This is a genomic window from Leisingera sp. ANG-DT, from assembly GCF_000813785.1.
Lineage (GTDB): Bacteria > Pseudomonadota > Alphaproteobacteria > Rhodobacterales > Rhodobacteraceae > Leisingera.
Genome location: NZ_JWLE01000005.1, coordinates 161746 through 183159, shown reverse-complemented (window position 1 = coordinate 183159; position 21414 = coordinate 161746). Strand labels below are relative to the sequence as shown.

At 64.2% G+C, this 21414-nt stretch carries 21 protein-coding genes; 11 read left to right on the top strand and 10 right to left on the bottom strand.

What is annotated here, in order from left to right; all coding sequences use genetic code 11:
- Positions 1–36: 36 nt before the first annotated feature.
- Entirely contained in the window at positions 37–1065 is a 1029-nt protein-coding gene (gene trpS, locus RA21_RS06155) for a tryptophan--tRNA ligase (RefSeq protein WP_039147344.1), read from the bottom strand.
- 99 nt (positions 1066–1164) lie between these two features.
- On the opposite strand from trpS, the gene RA21_RS06150 reads away from it, so the two are divergent.
- Complete coding sequence (locus RA21_RS06150) at positions 1165–1851, top strand: rhomboid family intramembrane serine protease (protein WP_039147343.1); 687 nt, start codon at positions 1165–1167, stop codon at positions 1849–1851.
- 117 nt (positions 1852–1968) lie between these two features.
- On the opposite strand, the gene RA21_RS06145 is transcribed toward RA21_RS06150, so the two are convergent.
- The 5 genes from RA21_RS06145 to RA21_RS06125 all read right to left on the bottom strand — a co-directional run bounded on the left by RA21_RS06145 (position 1969) and on the right by RA21_RS06125 (position 8352).
- The gene (locus tag RA21_RS06145; RefSeq protein ID WP_039147341.1) at positions 1969–2166 is read right to left on the bottom strand and encodes a YgaP family membrane protein; all 198 of its coding nucleotides are present in this window, start codon (positions 2164–2166) and stop codon (positions 1969–1971) included.
- 88 nt (positions 2167–2254) lie between these two features.
- Complete coding sequence (locus tag RA21_RS06140) at positions 2255–2842, bottom strand: Crp/Fnr family transcriptional regulator (RefSeq protein WP_039147338.1); 588 nt, start codon at positions 2840–2842, stop codon at positions 2255–2257.
- Positions 2839–4389, bottom strand: a complete 1551-nt coding sequence (murJ, locus tag RA21_RS06135) for a murein biosynthesis integral membrane protein MurJ (protein WP_019297699.1) — start codon at positions 4387–4389, stop codon at positions 2839–2841. Before murJ ends, RA21_RS06140 begins: the two co-directional genes overlap by 4 nt.
- A complete protein-coding gene (locus RA21_RS06130) occupies positions 4386–7226 on the bottom strand; it encodes a [protein-PII] uridylyltransferase (RefSeq protein WP_446720192.1) in 2841 nt (946 codons plus the stop codon). Before RA21_RS06130 ends, murJ begins: the two co-directional genes overlap by 4 nt.
- Positions 7186–8352, bottom strand: a complete 1167-nt coding sequence (locus RA21_RS06125; protein WP_019297701.1) for a penicillin-binding protein activator — start codon at positions 8350–8352, stop codon at positions 7186–7188. Before RA21_RS06125 ends, RA21_RS06130 begins: the two co-directional genes overlap by 41 nt.
- A gap of 87 nt (positions 8353–8439) precedes the next feature.
- On the opposite strand from RA21_RS06125, the gene rsmI reads away from it, so the two are divergent.
- From rsmI to gshB, 3 genes are all read left to right on the top strand, one after another.
- The gene (rsmI, locus tag RA21_RS06120) at positions 8440–9297 is read left to right on the top strand and encodes a 16S rRNA (cytidine(1402)-2'-O)-methyltransferase (protein WP_039147336.1); all 858 of its coding nucleotides are present in this window, start codon (positions 8440–8442) and stop codon (positions 9295–9297) included.
- Positions 9298–9300: 3 nt separating this feature from the next.
- Positions 9301–9675, top strand: coding sequence for a YraN family protein (locus tag RA21_RS06115; protein ID WP_019297703.1), 375 nt, complete (start codon positions 9301–9303; stop codon positions 9673–9675).
- A 71-nt stretch (positions 9676–9746) separates the two neighbouring features.
- Positions 9747–10679, top strand: a complete 933-nt coding sequence (gshB, locus tag RA21_RS06110) for a glutathione synthase (protein ID WP_039147334.1) — start codon at positions 9747–9749, stop codon at positions 10677–10679.
- Positions 10680–10698: 19 nt separating this feature from the next.
- Here the strand turns inward: gshB and RA21_RS06105 are convergent, their stop codons facing one another.
- The 4 genes from RA21_RS06105 to cobU all read right to left on the bottom strand — a co-directional run bounded on the left by RA21_RS06105 (position 10699) and on the right by cobU (position 14155).
- The gene (locus RA21_RS06105) at positions 10699–12201 is read right to left on the bottom strand and encodes a YifB family Mg chelatase-like AAA ATPase (protein ID WP_039147331.1); all 1503 of its coding nucleotides are present in this window, start codon (positions 12199–12201) and stop codon (positions 10699–10701) included.
- Positions 12202–12316: 115 nt separating this feature from the next.
- Positions 12317–13000, bottom strand: a complete 684-nt coding sequence (locus tag RA21_RS06100) for a glutathione S-transferase (protein ID WP_039147329.1) — start codon at positions 12998–13000, stop codon at positions 12317–12319.
- A gap of 58 nt (positions 13001–13058) precedes the next feature.
- Positions 13059–13640 (bottom strand): histidine phosphatase family protein, encoded by a 582-nt coding sequence (locus RA21_RS06095; protein WP_039147326.1) that lies wholly within the window; start codon positions 13638–13640, stop codon positions 13059–13061.
- Positions 13637–14155 carry a bifunctional adenosylcobinamide kinase/adenosylcobinamide-phosphate guanylyltransferase gene (cobU, locus tag RA21_RS06090; protein ID WP_039147322.1) on the bottom strand — a complete coding sequence of 173 codons (519 nt, stop codon included), beginning with the start codon at positions 14153–14155 and terminating at the stop codon, positions 13637–13639. The genes RA21_RS06095 and cobU overlap by 4 nt, the downstream gene beginning before the upstream one ends.
- 273 nt (positions 14156–14428) lie before the next feature.
- On the opposite strand from cobU, the gene RA21_RS06085 reads away from it, so the two are divergent.
- The 7 genes from RA21_RS06085 (at position 14429) to RA21_RS06055 (ending at position 21398) form a co-directional block, all read left to right on the top strand.
- On the top strand, positions 14429–15307 hold the full coding sequence (locus RA21_RS06085) for an RNA polymerase factor sigma-32 (RefSeq protein WP_029204974.1): 879 nt from the start codon (positions 14429–14431) through the stop codon (positions 15305–15307).
- A 23-nt stretch (positions 15308–15330) separates the two neighbouring features.
- Entirely contained in the window at positions 15331–16140 is an 810-nt protein-coding gene (locus tag RA21_RS06080) for a ChaN family lipoprotein (RefSeq protein ID WP_082008899.1), read from the top strand.
- A gap of 60 nt (positions 16141–16200) precedes the next feature.
- Positions 16201–17397, top strand: coding sequence for a bifunctional phosphopantothenoylcysteine decarboxylase/phosphopantothenate--cysteine ligase CoaBC (coaBC, locus tag RA21_RS06075; protein WP_039147315.1), 1197 nt, complete (start codon positions 16201–16203; stop codon positions 17395–17397).
- Positions 17398–17436: 39 nt separating this feature from the next.
- Positions 17437–17892 (top strand): dUTP diphosphatase, encoded by a 456-nt coding sequence (dut, locus tag RA21_RS06070; protein WP_019297712.1) that lies wholly within the window; start codon positions 17437–17439, stop codon positions 17890–17892.
- On the top strand, positions 17892–18941 hold the full coding sequence (locus RA21_RS06065) for a HesA/MoeB/ThiF family protein (protein ID WP_039147312.1): 1050 nt from the start codon (positions 17892–17894) through the stop codon (positions 18939–18941). Before dut ends, RA21_RS06065 begins: the two co-directional genes overlap by 1 nt.
- Positions 18942–18950: 9 nt before the next feature.
- Positions 18951–19301, top strand: a complete 351-nt coding sequence (locus RA21_RS06060; RefSeq protein ID WP_039147309.1) for a hypothetical protein — start codon at positions 18951–18953, stop codon at positions 19299–19301.
- Positions 19302–19382: 81 nt separating this feature from the next.
- Positions 19383–21398, top strand: a complete 2016-nt coding sequence (locus RA21_RS06055; protein WP_039147307.1) for a M3 family metallopeptidase — start codon at positions 19383–19385, stop codon at positions 21396–21398.
- Positions 21399–21414: the final 16 nt, after the last annotated feature.

The window sequence follows — 21414 nt, the reverse complement described above, 5'->3', positions numbered from 1 at the left end:
CAGGCTGTTTTCCGCTGGCGGATGCCGTGGTGGGCGTTAGATCGCCGGCGGAGGCACCATGCCGATGATGTCATAAGTCTGGCGCAGGATCGGTGCGGTGATCGCGCGGGCGCGTTCGGCGCCGCGGGCCAGGATCTTGTCGATCTCGTCCTGCTGCTGCATCAGCCGCGCCATCTCGGTGGAGATCGGCGCCAGCTTGGAAACCGCAAGATCCGCCAGCATCGGTTTGAATTCCGAGAATTGGCGGCCGCCCACATCAGCCAGCACCTGTTCGACGGTCTGCTCGTTCAGGGCGGCGTAGATGTTCACGAGGTTGCGCGCTTCCGGGCGCTCCTCCAGGCCCTTCACTTCGGAGGGCAGCGCCTCGGGGTCGGTCTTGGCCTTGCGGATCTTCTTGGCGATGGCGTCGGCGTCATCGGTCAGGTTGATGCGGCTGGCGTCCGAAGGATCGGACTTCGACATTTTCTTGGAGCCGTCGCGCAGGGACATCACCCGGGTGGCTGCGCCTTCGATCACCGGCTCGGTTTCCGGGAAGAAGTTGACACCGTAGTCGTGGTTGAACTTGATCGCGATGTCGCGGGTCAGCTCCAGGTGCTGCTTCTGGTCCTCGCCGACCGGCACATGGGTGGCGTGATAGACCAGGATGTCGGCGGCCATCAGGGCCGGGTAGGCAAACAGGCCCAGCGAGGCGTTCTGCTGGTTCTTGCCCGCCTTGTCTTTCCACTGGGTCATCCGTTGCATCCAGCCCATGCGGGCGACGCAGTTGAACACCCAGGCCAGCTGCGCGTGCTCGGGCACCTGGGACTGGTTGATCAGGATAGAATCTTCGGGGTCGATGCCGGCGGCGATGAAGCCTGCGCAGAGCTCGCGGGTGGATTTCTTGAGGTCCGCGGGGTCCTGCCAGACGGTGATCGCATGCAGGTCAACCATGCAGTAGATGGTCTCAACGTCCTTGGCCTGCCAGTCGACGAAGCGCTTCAATGCACCGAGGTAATTCCCCAAGTGCAGGTTGCCCGAAGGCTGGATCCCCGAAAACACGCGCGGGGTGAAGCTGGTTTCGCTCATCGCGGAAACTCCCGTCTGGAATTATGCACCATCGTCGCTTACCCATGGGGCCAGGATAGGTCAACAGGCGCGGGGAATTCCGTGCGGCAAGGAGCCAGAATGAGCAGTGAGCCCCATAACGCCCCCGTCAACCCGCTGCCCGCTGCCGTGGTGGCGCTGGTGCTGATCATCATCGGCATCGAGGCGGTGTTCTCGCTAGGCGCGCGCGGCATCCTGGGCGGGCCTGAGGCAATCGGCTGGCGGCTGGAGGCGATTCAATCCTATGCGTTTTCCGGCGATATTTTTTGGTGGATGCAAGAAAGCGGGCGTTGGGTGCCGGAGCATCTGATGCGGTTCCTGTCCTATATCTTCGTCCACGGCGCCTTTACCCACGCGCTGTTCGTCTGCGTCTTTGTGCTGGCGATGGGCAAGATGGTGGGCGAAGTGATGGGTGACCTGGCGATGGTCATCATCTTCCTGCTGTCCGGCGCCGGCGGCGCGCTCGGCTATGCGCTTCTGGTCAGCTCACCTGCGCCGCTGGTGGGCGGGTTTCCCGCGGTTTACGGGCTGATCGGGGCGTTCACGTTCCTGCTGTGGCGCTCGCTGGCCTTGATTGGGGCGCAGCAGAGCCGGGCGTTCACGCTGATTGCCTTTCTGATGGGGGCGCAGCTGCTGTTCGGTCTGCTGTTTGGCGGCCAGAAGGACTGGGTGGCGGATCTGACAGGTTTTGCCACCGGCTTTGGCCTGTCGTTTTTCCTGGCGCCGGGCGGCTGGGCGCGGATCAGGAACCGCATCCGCCACGATTGAAGCCGGGTTGCTCCCGCCCGCTGGTGACGCCCCTGCCGGGGCATCGCCAGCCCTTGGGCCGGGCCGCGCTGACGCGCGGCGGACAAGCCGCACCTGATCCGGGGTTTGCCGGGAAGGTCAGCCCTGTTTCTTCAAAGGACAGGTGCTGAGGCCAAGGATCTGGTAGAGCGGGCAGTAACCCATGAGGCCGGTCGCCAGCGGCACCAGGCCAATAAGGCCCCACGGGGTTTGCGGGCCGATGAACACCAGCGACAGCAGGATCAGGCCGAGAATGATGCGCAGGGCGCGGTCGAGGGTGCCTTCGTTACGGGGCATTGCGTGGTCCTTTCGAACTCAGGTTGGAAATTCTGAGCCTATTTTAGACCGCGGCGGCACTGGCTGACGGTGACAGTGTCACCAAAGCTCAAGTTTCATCCTGAGCCACCCGCTCCAGCCCGGTGCGGTCCAGGATCCGCAGGTGGCCACGCTGTGTTTCCACCAGGCCGAGGCGGGCAAACTCGCGCAGCCGGCGGGTGACGAAGGCACGGCCGGAGGCGGTTTCGGCCGCCAGCGCGTCATGGGTAATGCGGATATCGTCGCCGGTCTGCGCCAGACGCAGCAGCGCGCGTGCAAGCCGTGCGTCAAATCCGGTGAGCGCGACGTCCTCGACCAGTTGCTCGTAATCGGCAAAGCGGCGGGCAACGGCTGTCAGCACCTCGCTGCGGAACGCCCCGTCCTCTGACATCGCCTGGCGAAAGGCCGCATGCGGGAGGATCTCGCCCTCCAGCGCGGTCTCTGCCACGCCTTCGGCGGCGTAGCTGCGGCCGTCGGTGAGGCAGGCAAAGGTCTGCAGGCAGACGTCGCCCGGGCTGACGCGGTACAGCACGACTTCGCGGCCGTTGGCGGCGGTCAGGGTGACCTTAATGCGGCCGGCGGTGAGCCGGACAAAGCCGGGGCAGTCCTGCCCGGGGCGGAACAGCACGGTGCCGGCGGCGCAGGAGAGGCGGCTCATGCCTGTTTGCGGCGGCTGAGGGCGCTGCGGAACTCCGACAGGCGGAAGGCGCCGATGGCCTGACCCGTGGCGAAGTAGACCGCGCCGCCCAGGACAACCAGGCCCAGCAGCGACAGGTAGCGCCAGTAGTCCAGCGTGAACAGCCAGCCGGCGGAGGCGGCCACGGCATAGAGCACCGCGCCCATCGCTGCCGAGGCCGCAAGAATACGCCAGGCGCGGTGGCGGAAGCGGGCGTCGAAACGGGCTTCGTCTCCCATGCCGCGGGCGCCGAGCGCCAGCAATGCCACCATCACCCAGCCGGCGGCAGAGGCGGCAATGGCAGGCGCGATCCAGCCCAGCACCGGTTTCAGGCCAAAGGCCAGAGCGGCGTTCACGGCCATCGCCACCAGCGCGTAGCGGAACGGGGTTCTGGTGTCCTCGCGTGCGAAATAGAGCGGCTGCAGCACTTTTTGCAGCATGAAGGCCGGCAGGCCAGCGCCATAGATGGCGACGGCCACGGCAATCGCCGCGACGTCTTCGGGGCCGGTCGCACCCCGCTCATACAGAACGGAGACCAGCGGAACTGGCACGGTCATGAAGGCAACAGCCGAAGGAACTGCCAGCAACAGTGAAAACTCTCCGGCGCGGGACAGGGCGTCCTGGGACCCGGCGCTGTCACCGGCGCGCAGGCGGCGGGACAGGGCTGGCAGCAGAACGATGCCGACGGCGATGCCCACGACCCCCAACGGCAGCTGATACAGGCGGTCGGCAATGAACAGCCAGCTGGCGGCCTTTTCAATGTCCGAGGCCACATACTGCCCGACAACCAGGTTGATCTGAGTGACTCCCATGGCCAGCGCGGCCGGAACCGCCACACGCACCAGGGCACGCATATCAGCATTCCAGCGCGGCAGGCCGGGGCGCAGAGGGATGCCGGCCTTTTCAGCCGCGGCCCAGACGAGTGCCAGCTGGGCCACGCCGGCAACCGGGATTGTCCAGACCAGCCAGACAATCACATCGCCGCCCAGGACCGCCCCGGCTGCCATCGCAGAGCAGGCAAAGATATTGAGCAGCACCGGCGCAGCGGCGGCGGCCGCAAACCGTCCGGTGGCGTTCAGCACGCCAGAAAACAGTGCCGCCAAAGACATAAACAGGATGTAGGGAAAGACGATGTAGCCGTATCCCACGGCCATATCGAACCGTGCATCGCCCACGAAGCCGCCTGCCGTCAGCCAGACCAGTCCCGGCATGAACACCATGCCAAGGCCGACCAGTGCCAGCACCGCTGCCGCCAGGAGGTTGAAGGCTTGCTGGGCAAAGGCGGTTGCGTTCTCATCCGCCTCGTAGCGTTTCGAAAATGCCGGCACAAAGGCTGCGTTGAAAGCACCCTCGGCGAAGAAGCGGCGGAACAGGTTGGGCAGGCGGAAGGCGACGATGAAGGCGTCCAGCACCGGCCCCGGACCGATGAAGGCGGCAATCAGGATTTCGCGGGCAAAGCCCAGCACACGGCTTGCCAGCGTCCAGAACCCAACGGTCAGGAAGCCCGACAGCAATTTGATCGGTTTCATGTATCCGCCCGTTTTGCACCCTCGGCAATCGCCGCGCGCAGTTTCTTTTCCAGCGTCCGCTGCTTGGAGTCCGCGTAGTATTTCAAGCCGAACATGTCCTTGACATAGAAGGCATCCACCACCTGCTCGCCATAGGTCGCAATCACCGCATTGGCAATATAGACATTGGCGGAGGCCAGGGTGCGGGCGAGGTCATAGAGCAGGCCGGGCCGGTCACGGGTATCGACCTCGATGATGGTGTAGATTTCCGAGCCTTCGTTATCGAAAGTGATATGGGTCGGCACCTTGAAGGCGCGTTCGCGCTTCTTGATCTTGTCGCGGGATTTCAGGGCATCGCGGGTGATCACCTCGCCCTTCAGGGTCTTTTCGATCATCTGCTTGAGCCGGTGCAGGCGGATCGGATCGAAGGGGTGGCCTTCGCTGTCCTGAATCCAAAAGGCATCGGTCACATAGCCGTCCTTGGTGGTGTAGGAGCGCGCATCAACCACATTGGCCCCGACCAGCGCCAGGGCGCCGGCGATGCGGGCGAAGATGCCAGGGTGGTCCTCCATCACGAAACAGGCGCGGGTGGCGTCGCGATCCTCATCCGGGTAGAGCCGGATCATCACCTCGCCCGGGTCGCCCTTGGCGGTGTAATCGCGCAGCATCTCGGCAAAATCCACATGGGCGGTCACATGAAGCCCGTGCCAGTAGGGCGGGTAGTGGCGGGCGGTTTCGGTCTTGAGATCGGCCTTGGACCAGTCCGGGAGCGCCTCACGCAAGGCCTTCTTGGCGGAGACGCCGCGGTGTTCGCGGTTCAGGGCCTCCATGCCGCCCTCCAGCGCCGCGCGGGTCTGGCCGTAGAGCGCGCGCAGCAGCGCCGCCTTCCAGTTGTTCCAGGTGTCCGGACCGACGCCGCGGATATCGCAGACGGTCAGCAACAGCAGCAGGTCGAGCCGTTTCACTGTCTGCACTGCCTTGGCGAAATCGCGCACCGTGCGCGGGTCGGCGATGTCGCGCTTCTGCGCCATGTCGGACATCAGGAGGTGATAGCGCACCAGCCATTCCACGGTTTCGCATTCCGAAGGCTTCAATCCTAGCCGCGGTGCGACCTTGCGGGCGATCTGCGCGCCCAGGATCGAATGGTCCTGCTCACGCCCCTTGCCGATGTCGTGCAGCAGCATCGCCACCATCAGCACCTTGCGGTTGAGACCCTTGCGCAGGATTTCCGACGACAGCGGCAGCTCGTCTTCCAATTCGCCGCGTTCAATGGCGGCAAAGTTGGCGATCACCTGAATGGTGTGCTCATCCACCGTGTAGGAGTGATACATGTTGAATTGCATCATCGCCACGATGGGTTCGAATTCCGGCAGGAATGCTGACAGCACCCCCAGTTCGTTCATCCGCCTGAGCGCGCGTTCGGAATTGCCGTGTTTCAGCAGCAGGTCCAGGAAGAGCTTCCGCGCTTCCTTGTCGTTGCGCATGCCGTCGTCGATCAGGTGCAGGTTGGCGGTCACCAGCCGCATCGCGTCCGGGTGGATCAGCATGCCGGTGCGCAGGGCTTCCTCGAACAGCCGCAAGAGGTTGAGCCGGTCTTCGAGGAAGGCCTTGGGGTCGATCACGTCCAGCCGGTTGTTCACCACCTTGTAGCCGGGCTTGATACGCGGGCGGCGGCGGAAAATCCGCTCCAGGAGCGGTGCGTTCTTTTGCTGGCTGGCCTCCAGCTTGGTCAGGAAGATGCGGGTCAGGTCGCCGACGCGGGTGGCGTGGCGGAAATACTCTTGCATGAAAACTTCGACGCCGCGGCGGCCCGCCTTGTCCTCGTAACCCATGCGGCTGGCCACCTCGACCTGCAGGTCAAAGGTCAGCTGTTCGGTGGCGCGCCCCGTTGCCAGATGCAGGTGTGACCGCACCGCCCACAGGAAGGTTGCCGCCTTGGCGAACAATTCCATCTCCTCCGGGCGGAACAGGCCCAGCGGCACTAGATCTTCGGCATCCTTAACCTGGTAGAGGTATTTGGCAATCCAGAACAGCGACTGCAGGTCGCGCAGGCCGCCCTTGCCCTCTTTCACGTTGGGCTCAACCATGTAGCGCTGGCCCTGCTTCAGATGGCGGGCGTCGCGTTCGGCCAGCTTGGCCTCGACAAACTCCGGTGCATCCTGGGAGAACAGCTCCTTTTTCAGGCGCTTGTCCAGCTCTTTAGCCAGCGGCGCATGGCCGGCCAGAAACCGGTGTTCCAGCATCGCAGTGCGAATGGTGTAATCCTCGCCGCCCAGGCGGATACAGTCCTTGATGGTGCGGCTGGCGTGGCCAACTTTGAGCCGCAGATCCCACAGGATGTAGAGCATGGATTCAATCACGCTCTCCGCCCAGGCGGTGATCTTGTAGGGAGTTAGAAACAGAAGATCGACATCAGAGGCCGGCGCCATTTCCCCCCGGCCGTAGCCGCCAACCGCCATCACGGCGATCCGTTCGCCCCGGGTCGGGGTCGCCAGCGGATGCAGCAGCTCGCTGGCCACATAGAGCGCTGTGGTCACCAGCCCGTCGGTCAGGAAAGTGTAGGAACGGGTGAGTTCGCGCGCGGCAAAGGGTTTGTCCGCGAAGGCTTCGGCAATGACCGCGCGGCCAGCCTTGTTTGCGGCCTTCAGGATTTTCACTGTTTCCCCGCGCAGGGCCGCGGGTGCAGTGTCCTCTGCCAGCGCCTTGATCTGCGCCCGGATGCCGATGGCATCAAAGATGTCCGCGGGTCCGCAGATCAGCGGACCCAGCGGTTCCGGCAGGCCTGTGCCCGCGGGCTGCGACTGAGCGGCGGGGGCTTTAGAAGCCTGCGCCTGCGAAGCTGCTTGGGGCTGGGTCAATGATCACGACCTTCTGTTCCTGAATGGTGGCCACTGCCAGCCCGCGTTCGTTGGTGCCGTCGGGCCGCAGCCGGAAAATGCCGCCCGCGCCCTGGAAGCCCGCGCCCTGGGTCAGGGCACCCGCGGTCAGCGCGTCGGATTTGCCGGCCGCAACCAGGGCGCCGATGGCGGCGATGCCGTCATAGGCCAGGCTGCCGATCGAATGCGGCGAGGCGCCGTAAGTGGCCTGGTAGCGGGCGCTGAACTGCTGAACCTTTCCCTGGTCCGGCAGCGCGAACCAGCCGCCCTGAACACCGGGCAGGGCCAGGGTTTGCGGCGGAATATCCCAGCGGGTCAGACCGATGTACTGTTTTTCTGCCGGGTCAACCCCGGCCTCAGGCAGCAATTGCGCCAGCAGCGGCAGCGCGCCTGCGGTGGTGGAGGTCAGGAAGACGGCATCTGCGCCGGCCGATTGGGACCGGATAGTGGGAATGGCATTGATCACTCCCTGCTGCGACAGCTCATAGCCGACGCTGCCGGCGATGTTCACGCCGCTGTTGCCTGCGGCGCGCTGGATCGCGCTGCGCCCGGCGGTGCCTGCGGCATCATTGCCGCCAACGACCAGAATGTTGCGCTTGCCGTTGCGGGCGGCGAAGCTGGTCAGCCGCTGGGCCGTGTTGTCAAAGGTCGGCCCCAGGATGAAGACGTTGCCGCCTGCAATTGCCGTGTTGTTGGAGAAGGCGAGCACGTTCACGCCACGCTGGCGGGCTGCAATGCCTGCGGCATTGGCGGCTTCGGCATATACCGGTCCAAGGATCACGCGGGCCCCGTCCTTCAGCGCCTGCTGCGCCGCGCCGGAGGCCACCTCGGGGCTGCCCGCGGTATCATAAACCCGCAGGTCAATTTGCACCCCATCCAGGTCCGCAATCGCCATGCGGGCGGCGTTTTCCAGGCTTTTTGCCAGCACGCTGTCGCCTTGCTGGGCAGAACCGCGCGGCACCAGCAGCGCCACCGGAACGGGTTTAGAGGTGTTGATGGTCGGGCCGGTGCCGACGGCAATCGGGTCACAGGCGGAAAGGGCAATGGCGGAAAGGGCGGCGGCGGCAGTCAGAGCCGCCTTGCGGGCGCGTTTGAAAACAGCAAACATAATGGACTTGAAACTCCGTTCTCCCGGCGCAATGCGCCGCGTGGGTTTAAGGGCGGATCATAAACGACCAAAAAGGCGGGTCCAGCGTTGAATCACCAGAATGTCATATTGTCCCCCGGGCTTTACTTTGTTGCCACGCCGATTGGCACCGCCCGCGACATTACCCTGCGGGCGCTGGATGTGCTGGCCTCGGCCGATGTGCTCGCGGCTGAGGATACACGCTCGCTGCGCAAGCTGATGGAGATTCACGGGGTGCCTTTGGGCGGGCGGCGGATCATTGCTTACCATGACCACAGCGGCACCGGTGCGCGGGCAAAATTGCTGGAGGCGATTGGCGAGGGGAAATCGGTCGCCTATGCGTCCGAGGCCGGGATGCCGCTGATTGCCGATCCCGGGTTTGACCTCAGCCGCGCGGCGGCGGAGGCAGGCCATACGGTCACCTGCGCCCCCGGCGCCTCGGCGGCAGCAACGGCGCTGACGCTGGCAGGGCTGCCGACGGATGCGTTTTTCTTTGCAGGCTTCCTGCCCAATGCCTCCGGCGCCCGGCGCAAGCGGCTGGAGGAGTTGCGGGAAATCCCCGGCACGCTGATTTTCTATGAATCCCCGAAACGGGTGGCGGCTTCGGTTGCCGATATGGCGGCGGTGCTGGGCGACCGACCTGCCGCGTTGTGCCGCGAGCTGACCAAGAAATTTGAGGAGGTGCGACGTGCACCGCTGACGGAATTGGCTGCCGGGCTGGAGGAGACGCCGGTCAAGGGCGAAATCGTGCTGCTGGTTGACCGCGCGCAGGAGGTTGAGGTCAGCGAGGGCGACCTTGAAAGCGACCTGCAGGCCGCATTGCAGGGCAATTCGGTCAAGGATGCCGCAGGAATCGTCGCCGAGATGCACGGGCTGCCCCGGCGAAAGGTTTACCAGATGGCGTTGAAGATGGCGAAGGACAGCTGAGCCGTGAGCCGTGCCCGCCAGCACCGCGGCGCCCGCGCGCATCTGGCCGGTGAAGCGGCGGAGGAGATCGTCGCGCGCCACTATGAAAACCGCGGCTACTCCGTGGCCGAGCGCCGCTGGCGCGGGGCTGGAGGCGAGATTGACCTGATCCTGCGCGGTCCGGACGGGCTGGTGTTTGTCGAGGTGAAACACAGCGCAACCTGCGCCGGCGCGGCGCTGCGGATCACACCGCGGCAGGCGGAACGCATCTATGCCAGTGCCGGACAGTATCTGGAAAACGAACCGCTAGGCCAGCTGACGCCGGTCCGGTTCGACGCGGCGCTGGTGGATGGCACGGGCGCGGTGGAGATTATCGAAAACGCCATCGGCTTTGACTGATCCGCAGCTGCCCCATTGAACCCTGGCGTTCTGTGGGCCATGTATTCGGGCAGCTTACGAGGGATACTGCCATGAAAATCGCCTTCCAGATGGACCCGGTCATGGGCGTGAACATCAACGCCGACAGCAGCTTCCGCCTGGCCGAGGAAGCGCAGGCGCGCGGCCATGAGCTGTTTTATTACGGCCCCGACCAGCTGGCCTACCAGGAAGGCCGCATCACCGCCCGCGGCCACGACATGACCGTGCAGCGGGTGGAGGGCGCCCCGGCGGTTCTGGGGCCCGAACGCGAAGTTGATTTAGCGGAATTCGACGTGGTCTGGCTGCGCCAGGACCCGCCGTTTGACATGCACTACATCACCTCGACCCACCTGCTGGACATGCTGAAAGGCAAAGCGCTGGTGGTGAACGATCCGTTCTGGGTGCGCAACTATCCGGAAAAGCTGCTGGTGCTGAACTTCCCGGAGCTGACTCCGCCCACAACCATCGCCCGCGACCTGCAGACCATCAAGGCGTTCAAGGAAAAGCATGGCGATGTGATCCTGAAGCCGCTCTATGGCAACGGCGGCGCGGGTGTGTTCCGGCTGGATGCAAACGACCGCAACCTCACCTCCCTGCATGAGCTGTTCACCGGCTTCAGCCGCGAGCCTCTGATCGTGCAGAAATTCCTGCCGGATGTCAGCAATGGCGACAAGCGGGTGATCCTGGTTGATGGCGAGCCGGTGGGGGCCATCAATCGGGTGCCGGCAGCGGGAGAGACCCGGTCGAACATGCATGTGGGCGGCCGGCCTGAGAAGATCGGCCTGAGCGAGCGAGACCTTGAGATCTGCGCCGCCATCGGCCCGCTGCTGCGCGAAAAGGGCCAGATTTTTGTCGGTATTGACGTTATTGGCGACTACCTGACCGAGATCAACGTGACCTCACCCACCGGGATTCAGGAGCTGGAGCGGTTCGACGGCGTGAATATCGCTGAGAAGGTCTGGCGGGCGATCGAAGCGAAGGTCTGACGTCTGCTCCGGCTCCGGGTCATCCCGGCAGCCGGAAGCTCAGCGCCTCAGCAAAATGAGGGCGCTGCACCGCTTCTTCGCAGGCCAGATCCGCAATCGTACGCGCGACCCGCAGCACCCTGTGGTAGCCGCGCGCACTGAGGCCGAAACGTTCGGCTGCCCGGACCAGCAGATCGCGGCTTTCGGCGTCAGGGGCGGCAATTTCTTCCAGCACCGCGCCCTCGGCGTCGGCGTTCTGGCGCAGGCCGGGGTGGTCCTGAAACCGGGCGGTCTGCGCTTCCCGCGCAATTGCCACGCGCTGCGCAACCTCGGCAGAACCTTCGGCGCTGGGCGGCAGCTCCAGGTCGGCCACATCCACCGGCGGCACGTCCAGATGCAGGTCGAAACGGTCCAGCAGCGGCCCTGAAATCCGGCCCAGGTAGTTCGCCCCGCAAATGGGGGCTTGGGAGCAGGCGCGGTTGGCATCGGCCAGATAGCCGCATTTGCAGGGGTTGGCGGCGGCCACCAGCATGAAGCGGCTGGGGTATTTCACATGGGCATTGGCGCGCGCCACCATCACTTCGCCGGTTTCCAGCGGCTGGCGCAGGGTTTCCAGCACCGGGCGGCCGAACTCCGGCAGCTCGTCCAGGAACAGCACGCCGTTGTGGGCCAGGCTGATCTCGCCCGGTTGCGCCCGCCGCCCGCCGCCGGCGATTGCGGCCATGGAGGCGGTGTGGTGCGGTTCGCGGAAAGGGCGGGCGCGGCTGATGCCGCCCTCGTCGATCAGCCCGCATAGGGAGTGGATCATCGAGGTTTCCAGCGCCTCGGCTGGGGACAGCGGCGGCAGGATCGAGGGCAGCCGTGCCGCCAGCATCGACTTACCCGATCCTGGCGGGCCGACCATCAGAGTGTGATGGCGCCCGGCGGCGGCGATTTCCAGCGCGCGTTTGGCGGTCTCCTGGCCTTTCACATCACGCAGGTCCTTGCCGCCCAGCCCGAGGACGGCCTCGCCCGGCACGGCAGGCTCGATGCGCCGCTGGCCGGTGAAGTGCTGTACCACCTCTGTCAGCGTGGCGGCCCCGATCACCTGCGCGGCATCGACCCAGGCGGCTTCCGGCCCGGAATGTTTCGGGCAGAGCAGCATCCGGCCTTCCTCTGCCGCGGTCACAGCTGCGGGCAGGGCGCCAACCACGGGCATCAACTGGCCGTCCAGAGACAGCTCGCCAAGGGCAATGGTTTCCTCAGCCTTTTCCGCCGGAACGATGCCGATGGCGGCCAGCAAGGCGAGTGCAATCGGCAGGTCGAAATGGCTGCCTTCTTTGGGCAGATCCGCGGGTGACAGGTTTATGGTGATCCGGCGCGAGGGCAGGGCGATGGACATCGCCGCAAAGGCTGCCCTCACCCGTTCGCGCGCTTCCTGGACCGCCTTGTCCGGCAGGCCAACTACCGAGAAAGCAGGCAATCCGGGGGCGACGGCGCATTGCACCTCGACCTGGCGGGCCTCGACGCCCTGAAAAGCCACCGTGTAGGACCGTGCTGTCATCTCTCCCCGCCTCCTGAAAGGTCAGGGAGAGATGCTTGGCAATCGTGGTTTCCGATTGGTTAACGTGTTCGCCGGGCAGCCGCGAATTCACGAAGAATTCGCGCAGGCCGCGGGCTCAGTCCAGCGACCAGGGCCGCTTTGGCAGGTCCATCGCATAGGGTTCCGGGTCATAGCTGACCTCATGCGCCTGTTCCTGCCAGCGCAGGACTGCCGGGTCCGACAGCAGCAGTTTGCAATAGGCGCGGGTTTCCGCGGAAACCGGCAGGCCATATCCCACGATCCGGGCCGCAACCGGGGTGTAGAAAACATCTGCCAGAGAATATTCCCCGAACAGATAACCGCTGCTGTGGCCGGAAACCTTGCGGGCATGGGCAAACAGCGCCTCGATCCGGTCCAGGTCGGCTTTTACGCTGCGCGACACCTCGAAGCCTTCATAGATATGGGCCAGCTGCATCGGGCATTCGCCGCGCAAGGACGAGAAGCCGCCAACCATTTCCGCTGCCAGCCAGCGCGCTGTGGCCCGCTGTGCAGGATCGGACGGCCACAGCCCGGCGTCCGGGTGGCGTTCGGCCAGGGTTTCGGCAATGGCCAGGCTTTCGCCAACCACCATGCCCTCCGGCGTGTGCAGCGCGGGCACCAGCCGCGCCGGTGCCAGATGCGCCATTTCCTGCGCCATGGTTCCGGAATAAAGCCCCACCATATGCACTGTATGGAGCAGGGAGAATTTCTCGAGCATGAGCCAGCCGCGCAATGACCAGCTGGAATACATGCGGTCGCCAATATAGATTTCATAAGCCATGGCAGGAGGCTAGCGCGGGCCCGCACATTTCAAAATGGAATGTTTGTGATGGTGCCCGTCACGGCAGGTGATTGATACTTCCGGCCTTCCAGCCATCCGGCCCGAGGGAGACTTCGCTGACCGACAGGTTGTCGATCCGGTGGGCAAAGGCCTCCTCCGCCGTCAGCATTTCCGCCCGCTGGATTTGGGTCAGGATCTGGCCGAAATGGCCGACCACGATCAGGTCGCGGCCCCTGTGGGCGCCGATCAGTGCGTCAATCGCCGCGTTCACCCGGTTGCAGACCTGGTACCAGCTTTCACCGCCGGGCGGGGTGACGTCGCCCGGGGTTTCCCAATAGGCGCGGATGCGCTCAGGGTCTTCGGCGTCCACTTCGGCCCAGGTGCGCAGTTCCCAGGCGCCGAAATGGATTTCGCGCAGGGCCTCGGCGTGGGGCAGGCGTTCCCGGCTGCCCTGGATGGCGGAGGCTGTCTCAACCGCTCGGGAAAGATCGGAGGACACCACCAGGGCATCCGCAGGCAGATACGCTGACAGGCGCTTCAGCGCTGCCGAATCGGACAAGTCGGCGGGCAGGTCGGACCAGCCGACCATGCACTTCGCGTGAGTCGGACCATGCCGCACCAGAAACAGGCGGGTGATCACAGCGCCCCTTTCAGCACCAGGGGCAGCCCGGCCGTGACCTGAACAACGGTATCCGCCCGTGCCGCCAGAGCAATATTGAGCCTTCCCTGGGCTTCGCGGAAGCGGCGCGCCAGCTTGTTTTCCGGCACAATGCCCAGGCCGGTTTCATTGGAGACAATTACCAGATCGGCCTGGCAGCGGCTGATGGCGGCCAGCAATTCGTCGGTTGCCGCGTTCAGGTCATGCTCTGCCAGCAAATGGTTTGTCAGCCACATGGTCGCGCAATCCATCAGGCAAACCTGGCGGCTGTTGAGGGGATCCAGGACCTTCGCGGCTGTTTCCGGTTCCTCGACAGTCGCCCAGCTAGAACCTCTTTGTTCGAGGTGCCGGGACACTTTTTCGCGCATTTCGGTGTCAAAAATTTGTGCAGTTGCCCAGTAAACTTTGTCTTTTCCGGTGTTTGCGCATAGCTGTTCGGCAAATGCCGATTTGCCTGAGGCAGCGCCCCCCAGAATAAAAGTTACATTTAGCGGCATTTTTTGCTAACCTATGAGTCCGAAGCCGTTCCTGTGGGTAACTGCAGGGCCCGGTGAAGACAAGAGACCGCAGCGTCCCGGGGTTCCACTTATTTAGGCCGGGAAAGTCTGCGCAGGGGCCAAAATACAATTTAACTTTTCCGTTTTGGCCTTTGGATGAGCCGAGAGTCGCATCCAGTGCGCTGTTGCTGCCGGCCTAAAACCGGGCCCCCGATTGTTCCATGCACGCCCCCAGGCGGCAGTTTGTTAATTAGTTTCCGGGGGGAAATCACAATGGCACTTGATCAAACACTTGAAAACCCATTGCCGAGACAGGCAATGAAGGCGGAACTGCTGGATGCAGAGACCGAGCGGCGCCTGGCATATGCCTGGCGGGATGACCGCGACGTGCAATCGCTGCACCGGCTTATCAACGCCTACATGCGCCTGGCAATTTCCATGGCGGCCAAGTTCAAGCGGTACGGGGCGCCGATGAACGACCTGATCCAGGAAGCAGGCCTGGGTCTGATGAAAGCAGCGGACAAGTTCGACCCGGACCGCGGGGTGCGGTTCTCGACCTATGCGGTCTGGTGGATCAAGGCGTCGATCCAGGATTATGTGATGCGCAACTGGTCGATGGTGCGCACCGGCTCCACCTCGTCGCAGAAATCGCTGTTCTTCAACATGCGCCGGGTGCAGGCGCAGTTCGAACGCGAGGCACGTGTGTCGGGCGTGCGGCTGGACCGGCATCAGCTGCACCAGAAAATCGCAACAGAAATCGGGGTGCCGCTGCGCGATGTCGAGATGATGGAAGGCCGCCTGTCCGGCGCCGACTTCTCGCTCAACGCGATCCAGTCGGCGGAGGATGAGGGGCGCGAATGGATTGATGCGCTGGAGGATGAAACCTCGCAGGCCGAGGAACTGGTGCAGGAGCGGCATGACCGCCGTCAGCTGCGCAAATGGCTGGTCTCTGCGCTGCAGGCACTGAATGAGCGTGAGCGGTTCATCATCACAGAGCGTAAGCTGCGCGAGCAGCCCCGCACGCTGGAAAGCCTGGGCACAGAGCTTGGCCTGTCCAAGGAGCGGGTGCGCCAGCTGGAGGCCGGCGCGTTCCAGAAAATGCGCAAATGCCTTGAAGGCCAATCGCGCGAGGTGCACAAACTGCTTTCATGAGAAAGCGCTTAACTGGCCTGAAAATGATTGCAAGCGCCGCCGTTCTGGCGGCGCTTGGCGTGATGGGTGCCCGCGCAGAAGAGCTTGCCGGCGCAGTTGAAGTGCTAAGGGGAGCGGATGTTGCGATCCTGGGCGAGGTGCACGACAATCCTGTGCACCACCAGCGGCAGGCGGAGCTGCTGGCTGTTCTGGAGCCTAAGGCCGTGGTCTGGGAGATGATCACCGCGGAACAGGCTGAAAGGCTGGAAACCGGAGGTCTCGGTGATGCAGAGCAAACGGCCAAAGCGCTGAACTGGGCGGCAAGTGGCTGGCCGGAGTTCGGCCTGTATGCCCCGGTCTTTGCGGCAGCCAAGGGTGCACGCCAGTATGGCGCATTGGTGCCGAGGGAAAACGCCCCTGCAATCATGAGTGACGGGATAGCGGACTATTTCGGTGCTGACGCTTCCGCGCGTTTCGGATTGGACCAGCCGCTGCCGGAAGCGGAACAGGCAGCGCGGGAGACGGATCAGCAGATCAATCACTGCAACGCCATGCCAGAAGAAATGCTGCCGGTGCTGGTGGGCTTCCAGCGCTTGCGCGATGCTGCGCTTGCGGCGGCTGCAGACAAGGCTCTGGCAGAGACTGGAGGCCCGGTTGCTGTCATCACCGGCAACGGCCATGCCCGCATGGACAGGGGGCTGGCGGTCTATCTGGCAAAGGCCCGCCCGGAGGCCGTTATCCGCAGCCTGGGCCAGTCTGAGGACGGGCAAATCGGCGGGCAATTTGACGTGATACTGGATGCCCCTGCGGTCGAACGCCCCGATCCCTGCCTTGCGTTCCGCGAGGACGGCTGACAGCTTCACACTTTTGCCGCGCCGCAGTAAGGTCGCGGGAAACCGGGCGAGGATGCGCAAATGCTGGCTGGCAAACATATTCTATTGATCATCGGCGGCGGCATTGCGGCCTATAAGTCGCTGGAGCTGATCCGGCGCCTGCAGGATCATGGCGCCCGGGTGACGCCGGTGCTGACCAAGGCGGGCGCGGAGTTCGTGACGCCGCTTTCGGTTTCGGCCTTGGCCGGGACTGCGGTGCATCAGGAGCTGTTCGACCTGACGGCAGAAGCTGAGATGGGCCATATCCAACTGTCGCGCAGCGCCGATTTGCTGGTTGTGGCGCCGGCCACCGCCGATCTGATGGCGAAGATGGCGCAAGGTTTTGCCAATGACCTTGCCTCGACTCTGCTTCTGGCGACCGACACGCCGGTGCTGCTGGCGCCTGCGATGAACGTCCGCATGTGGGAGCATCCGGCCACGCAGCGCAACCTTGAAACCCTGAAAGAGGATGGCGTGTCCTTTGTTGGCCCCAACGAGGGCAGTATGGCCTGCGGTGAATTCGGCCCCGGCCGAATGGCGGAGCCGGAGGAAATCCTGGCCGCTATTGCCGCCAAGCTTGCGGATGGACCGCTGAAGGGGAAGCGCATCCTGGTGACCTCCGGACCGACGCATGAGCCGATCGACCCGGTGCGCTATATCGCCAACCGCTCCTCCGGGGCGCAGGGGGCAGCGGTGGCCCGTGCTCTGCGCGACTTGGGGGCGGAGGTCGTGTTTGTCACGGGCCCCGCAGAGGTGCGCCCGCCTGAGGGCGTGCAAGTGGTGCCGGTGGAAAGCGCCCGTGAGATGGAAGCCGCCGTGCAGCAGGCACTGCCCGCCGACGCTGGTGTCTTTGCCGCCGCGGTGGCGGACTGGCGGGTGGCCAGCGCCTCTGACCGGAAGCTGAAGAAATCCAAGGATGGTTTGCCGGTGCTGGAGTTCGCTGAAAACCCCGACATTCTAAAAACCGTCTCGCAGATGAAGCAAGGCCGCCCCGGGCTGGTGGTCGGCTTTGCGGCGGAAACCAACGACGTTATCGAGAACGCAACCGCCAAACGCAAGCGCAAGGGCTGCGACTGGATCGTGGCCAATGACGTCTCCCCCGCAACCGGCATCATGGGCGGCAGTGAAAACGCGGTGATCCTGATTTCAGATGACGGGGCTGAAGAATGGCCGCGCATGGGCAAGGATGAAGTGGCCCGCAAGCTGGCAGAACGGATAGCGGCGGCGCTGGCCGGGTGATTTTGAGTATTTTTGGAAAGATGAAGCAGGGGCGCTGTGATGGTGACTATCCGTGTGATCCACGATGAGGGGGCAGACCGGGATGTGCCGCTGCCGTCGTATGAAACTGCCGGTGCTGCCGGTGCCGACGTGCGCGCCAACCTGCCGGACCGCGGCTGTCTGGTGCTGCAGCCGGGCGAGCGGGCGCTGGTGCCGACCGGCCTGCGGATCGAGATCCCGGCAGGCTATGAGGTGCAGGTCCGTCCCCGCTCCGGGCTGGCGCTGAAGCATGGCATCACCCTGCCCAATACGCCCGGCACCATCGACAGCGATTACCGCGGGCCCTTGGGGGTGATCCTGATGAATGCCGGTCAGAAGCCCTTTGAGGTTCACCACGGCGAACGTATTGCGCAGATGGTGGTGGCGCCGGTTCTGCAAGCGCGGTTCGAGGTTGCGGACGCGCTTACAGGAACTGAGCGGGGCGACGGCGGCTTCGGCTCCACCGGGCGCGGCTGATGCTGCGCATTCTCATTCTTGCTGTGCTGATCTGGTGGGGCGGCCGCTTCCTTGGCCTGCCGCGCAATCTGCGTATCACGCTGCTGGCGGTGCTGTTCACCGCCGTGCTGGCAGTGCAGCTGACCTTGCCGGACGGGCACCCGCTGCGTGAGGGCACTGGCGGCTCTGCGGCATCCTGGCTGTTGCTCGGCGGCTTTGCCCTTGTGGCGGGGTTCTATGCGCGTATCGTGGCGGCCTTGAAAAACCGCGCCCAGCCTCAGGAAGCAAAGATGAACCAGCCCGCCAGCACCTTCACCGAAAGCGAGCTTGACCGATATGCCCGCCACATCGTTCTGCGGGAACTGGGCGGGCCGGGGCAGAAGAAGCTGAAGAAGGCCAAGGTGCTGGTGATCGGTGCCGGCGGGCTTGGCGCGCCTGCGCTGCAATACCTGGCCGCGGCCGGCGTGGGCACAATCGGGGTGATTGACGACGACGTGGTCGACAACGCCAACCTGCAGCGCCAGGTGATCCACCAGGACGCAGATATCGGCAAACCCAAGGTGTTCTCGGCCCAGGCCGCGATGCAGGCGCAGAACCCCTACGTGGAGGTGCGCCCGTACAACCGCCGTCTGACAGAGGAGGTCGCAGCAGAGCTATTTGCCGAATATGATCTGATCCTCGACGGCACTGACAATTTCGAAACCCGCTATCTGGCCAACCGCACCGCGGTGGCGCTGGGCAAGCCGCTGATCTCCGGCGCGCTTTCGCAGTGGGAGGGCCAGCTGAGTGTGTTTCACCCGGCCGAAGACGGCCCGTGTTACCAGTGCATCTTTCCTGAGGCCCCCGCAGCCGGTCTTGCGCCCAGCTGCTCCGAGGCCGGGGTGATCGGTCCGCTGCCCGGCGTGGTCGGATCGATGATGGCGGTGGAGGCGGTCAAGCAGATCACCGGCGCCGGGGCGGTGCTGCGCGGCGAGATGCTGATCTATGACGGGCTGTATGGCGAAACCCGCAAGATCCGCCTGTCCCGGCGGGCGGGCTGCCCGGCCTGCAGCGGCAAAGCGGAAAGCTGAACGCCGCCAGTGAACGAAGCCTACTACATCGCGCTCCTTTGCGGTGCCCTGTTCGGCGGCCAGCCGGAACGGGTGCATGATTTCACTTATCCCGGCGGCGGCGCCTCGATCCGCACCGATTGCGAGAACGAGAACCGCGTCATCGAGTTCGGGCTGGATAAACGCAGCAGTCTCGACAGTATCCAGCAGGCGCTGTTTGCGGCAGAGATTACCGGCAAGGAGCCGGTGGTGGTGCTGATCGACACCGATGGCAAAATGGGACGCTTTGAGTGGCGCATCGCGCGGGCAGCCAATGTGGCGGATGTGCCCATCCGCATCATTCCAGCAGAACTGACGGAGGGCGAGGGCGTAGGCGGCTGAGACAGCGGACCTGCGCCGGGAAAGGCCAATTGCAGCCTCCTGTCTTTGCCGATAGCGTCACCTGCAAAGGAGACCTTTCATATGTCCAATCCGCTTCTGTCCCGCTGGGACACGCCGTTTGAAATCGCCCCGTTCAAAAGCATTTCCGATGATGATTTCGCCCCTGCGCTGGAACAGGCGCTAGCGGCGCATAAGGCACAGATCGACGCCATCGCAAGCAATTCCGAGCCGCCCGGCTTTGCCAATGTGATCGAGGCGCTGGAGACACCCTGCCGCGAGCTGGAGCAGGTGCTGGGCGTGTTCTTCACCGTGGCCGGCGCCGACAGCAACCCCAAGCGGGAAGAACTGCAGCGGGCGTTCTCTCCGAAACTTGCCGCGCATTTCTCGGCCATCACCGCCAACAAGGCGCTTTATGCGCGCATTAAGGCAGTGTGGGACCAGCGCGAGCAGCTGGACCTGACCGATGAACAGCAGCGGGTTCTGATGCTGACCCATCGCGGCTTTGTCCGCGGCGGCGCGGCGCTGGAAGGTGACGCCGATACGCGGATGCAGGAGATCAAGGGGCGGCTGGCCACCCTGGGCACTCAGTTCACCCAGAACCTGCTGGCGGATGAGCGCGAGTGGTTCATGGAACTGTCCGAAGAGGATTTGGAAGGCTTGCCGGATTTCGTGGTCAAGGCGGCCCGTGCGGCTGGCGAGGAAAAGGGCAAGCAAGGCCCGGTCGTCACCTTGTCCCGTTCGCTGATCACACCGTTCCTGCAATTTTCGCCGCGCCGCGACTTGCGCGAAAAAGCCTTCAACGCCTGGGCCGCCCGCGGCGCCAATGGCGGCGAGACCGACAACCGCGCCATCGCAGCGGAAATCCTGCAGCTGCGGGAAGAACGTGCGCAGCTGCTGGGTTACGAAAACTTCGCAGCCTATAAGCTGGAAACAGAAATGGCCAAGACGCCGGAAGCAGTGCGCGGGCTGCTGATGGAGGTCTGGGAGGCGGCCAAGTCGCGGGCCGATCAGGACGCGCAGATACTGACTGAAATGATGCAGGCGGACGGTGTCAACGGCGATCTGGAACCATGGGATTGGCGCTACTACGCGGAGAAACGCCGCAAGGCCGAGCATGACCTGGATGAGGCTGCGCTGAAGCCTTACCTGCAGCTGGACCGGCTGATCGAGGCGTCTTTTGCCTGCGCCAATAGACTGTTCGGACTGAAGTTCGCGCCGCTGGATGTGCCGCTTTACCATCCGGATTGCCGCGCCTGGGAGGTGACCCGGAACGGGAGCCATGTGGCGGTGTTCATCGGCGACTATTTCGCGCGCGGTTCCAAACGCTCGGGAGCCTGGTGCTCCGCCATGCGCCAGCAGGCCAAGTTCCCTGATGTTCAGGCACCTGTGGTGATCAACGTTTGCAATTTCGCCAAGGGCGACCCGGCACTCTTGTCCTGGGACGACGCCCGCACCCTGTTCCATGAGTTCGGCCACGCGCTGCACCAGATGCTGTCTAATGTGACTTACGAGAGCATCTCCGGGACTTCGGTGGCACGTGACTTTGTCGAACTGCCCAGCCAGCTTTTTGAACACTGGCTGGAAGTGCCGGAGGTGCTGCAGGAGTTTGCCACCCACGCGGAAACCGGCGAACCGATGCCGCAGCAGATGCTGGAGAAAGTGCTGGGGGCGGCCAATTTCGACATGGGCTTTCAGACGGTAGAGTACGTCGCCTCCGCGCTGGTCGACCTTGCCTTCCACGACGGGGCGGCACCCTCCGACCCGATGGTCAAGCAGGCCGAGGTGCTGGAGGAAATCGGCATGCCGCGGGCGATCATCATGCGCCACGCTACGCCGCATTTTGCCCATGTGTTTTCCGGCGACGGCTATTCCTCGGGCTACTACAGCTATATGTGGTCGGAAGTGATGGACGCCGACGCCTTTGCCGCTTTTGAGGAGGCAGGCGGGGCCTTTGATGCAGAACGTGCCAAGGCGCTGGAGGCGCATATCCTTTCCACCGGCGGGTCTGTTGATCCGGCTGAGCTATACACCGCGTTCCGCGGGCGGCTGCCGGGCGTCGAGGCGCTGCTGAAAGGCCGCGGTCTGGCCGCAGAGTAAGCGACGCGCCCTGAAG

Excerpts from the sequence above, each read along its gene's own strand:
- trpS (WP_039147344.1), bottom strand. The coding sequence starts at position 1,065 with ATGAGCGAAACCAGCTTCACCCCGCGCGTGTTTTCGGGGATCCAGCCT.
- RA21_RS06150 (WP_039147343.1), top strand. The coding sequence starts at position 1,165 with ATGAGCAGTGAGCCCCATAACGCCCCCGTCAACCCGCTGCCCGCTGCC.
- RA21_RS06145 (WP_039147341.1), bottom strand. The coding sequence starts at position 2,166 with ATGCCCCGTAACGAAGGCACCCTCGACCGCGCCCTGCGCATCATTCTC.
- RA21_RS06140 (WP_039147338.1), bottom strand. The coding sequence starts at position 2,842 with ATGAGCCGCCTCTCCTGCGCCGCCGGCACCGTGCTGTTCCGCCCCGGG.
- murJ (WP_019297699.1), bottom strand. The coding sequence starts at position 4,389 with ATGAAACCGATCAAATTGCTGTCGGGCTTCCTGACCGTTGGGTTCTGG.
- RA21_RS06125 (WP_019297701.1), bottom strand. The coding sequence starts at position 8,352 with ATGTTTGCTGTTTTCAAACGCGCCCGCAAGGCGGCTCTGACTGCCGCC.
- gshB (WP_039147334.1), top strand. The coding sequence starts at position 9,747 with ATGAAAATCGCCTTCCAGATGGACCCGGTCATGGGCGTGAACATCAAC.
- RA21_RS06105 (WP_039147331.1), bottom strand. The coding sequence starts at position 12,201 with ATGACAGCACGGTCCTACACGGTGGCTTTTCAGGGCGTCGAGGCCCGC.
- RA21_RS06100 (WP_039147329.1), bottom strand. The coding sequence starts at position 13,000 with ATGGCTTATGAAATCTATATTGGCGACCGCATGTATTCCAGCTGGTCA.
- cobU (WP_039147322.1), bottom strand. The coding sequence starts at position 14,155 with ATGCCGCTAAATGTAACTTTTATTCTGGGGGGCGCTGCCTCAGGCAAA.
- RA21_RS06085 (WP_029204974.1), top strand. The coding sequence starts at position 14,429 with ATGGCACTTGATCAAACACTTGAAAACCCATTGCCGAGACAGGCAATG.
- RA21_RS06080 (WP_082008899.1), top strand. The coding sequence starts at position 15,331 with ATGATTGCAAGCGCCGCCGTTCTGGCGGCGCTTGGCGTGATGGGTGCC.
- coaBC (WP_039147315.1), top strand. The coding sequence starts at position 16,201 with ATGCTGGCTGGCAAACATATTCTATTGATCATCGGCGGCGGCATTGCG.
- dut (WP_019297712.1), top strand. The coding sequence starts at position 17,437 with ATGGTGACTATCCGTGTGATCCACGATGAGGGGGCAGACCGGGATGTG.
- RA21_RS06065 (WP_039147312.1), top strand. The coding sequence starts at position 17,892 with ATGCTGCGCATTCTCATTCTTGCTGTGCTGATCTGGTGGGGCGGCCGC.
- RA21_RS06055 (WP_039147307.1), top strand. The coding sequence starts at position 19,383 with ATGTCCAATCCGCTTCTGTCCCGCTGGGACACGCCGTTTGAAATCGCC.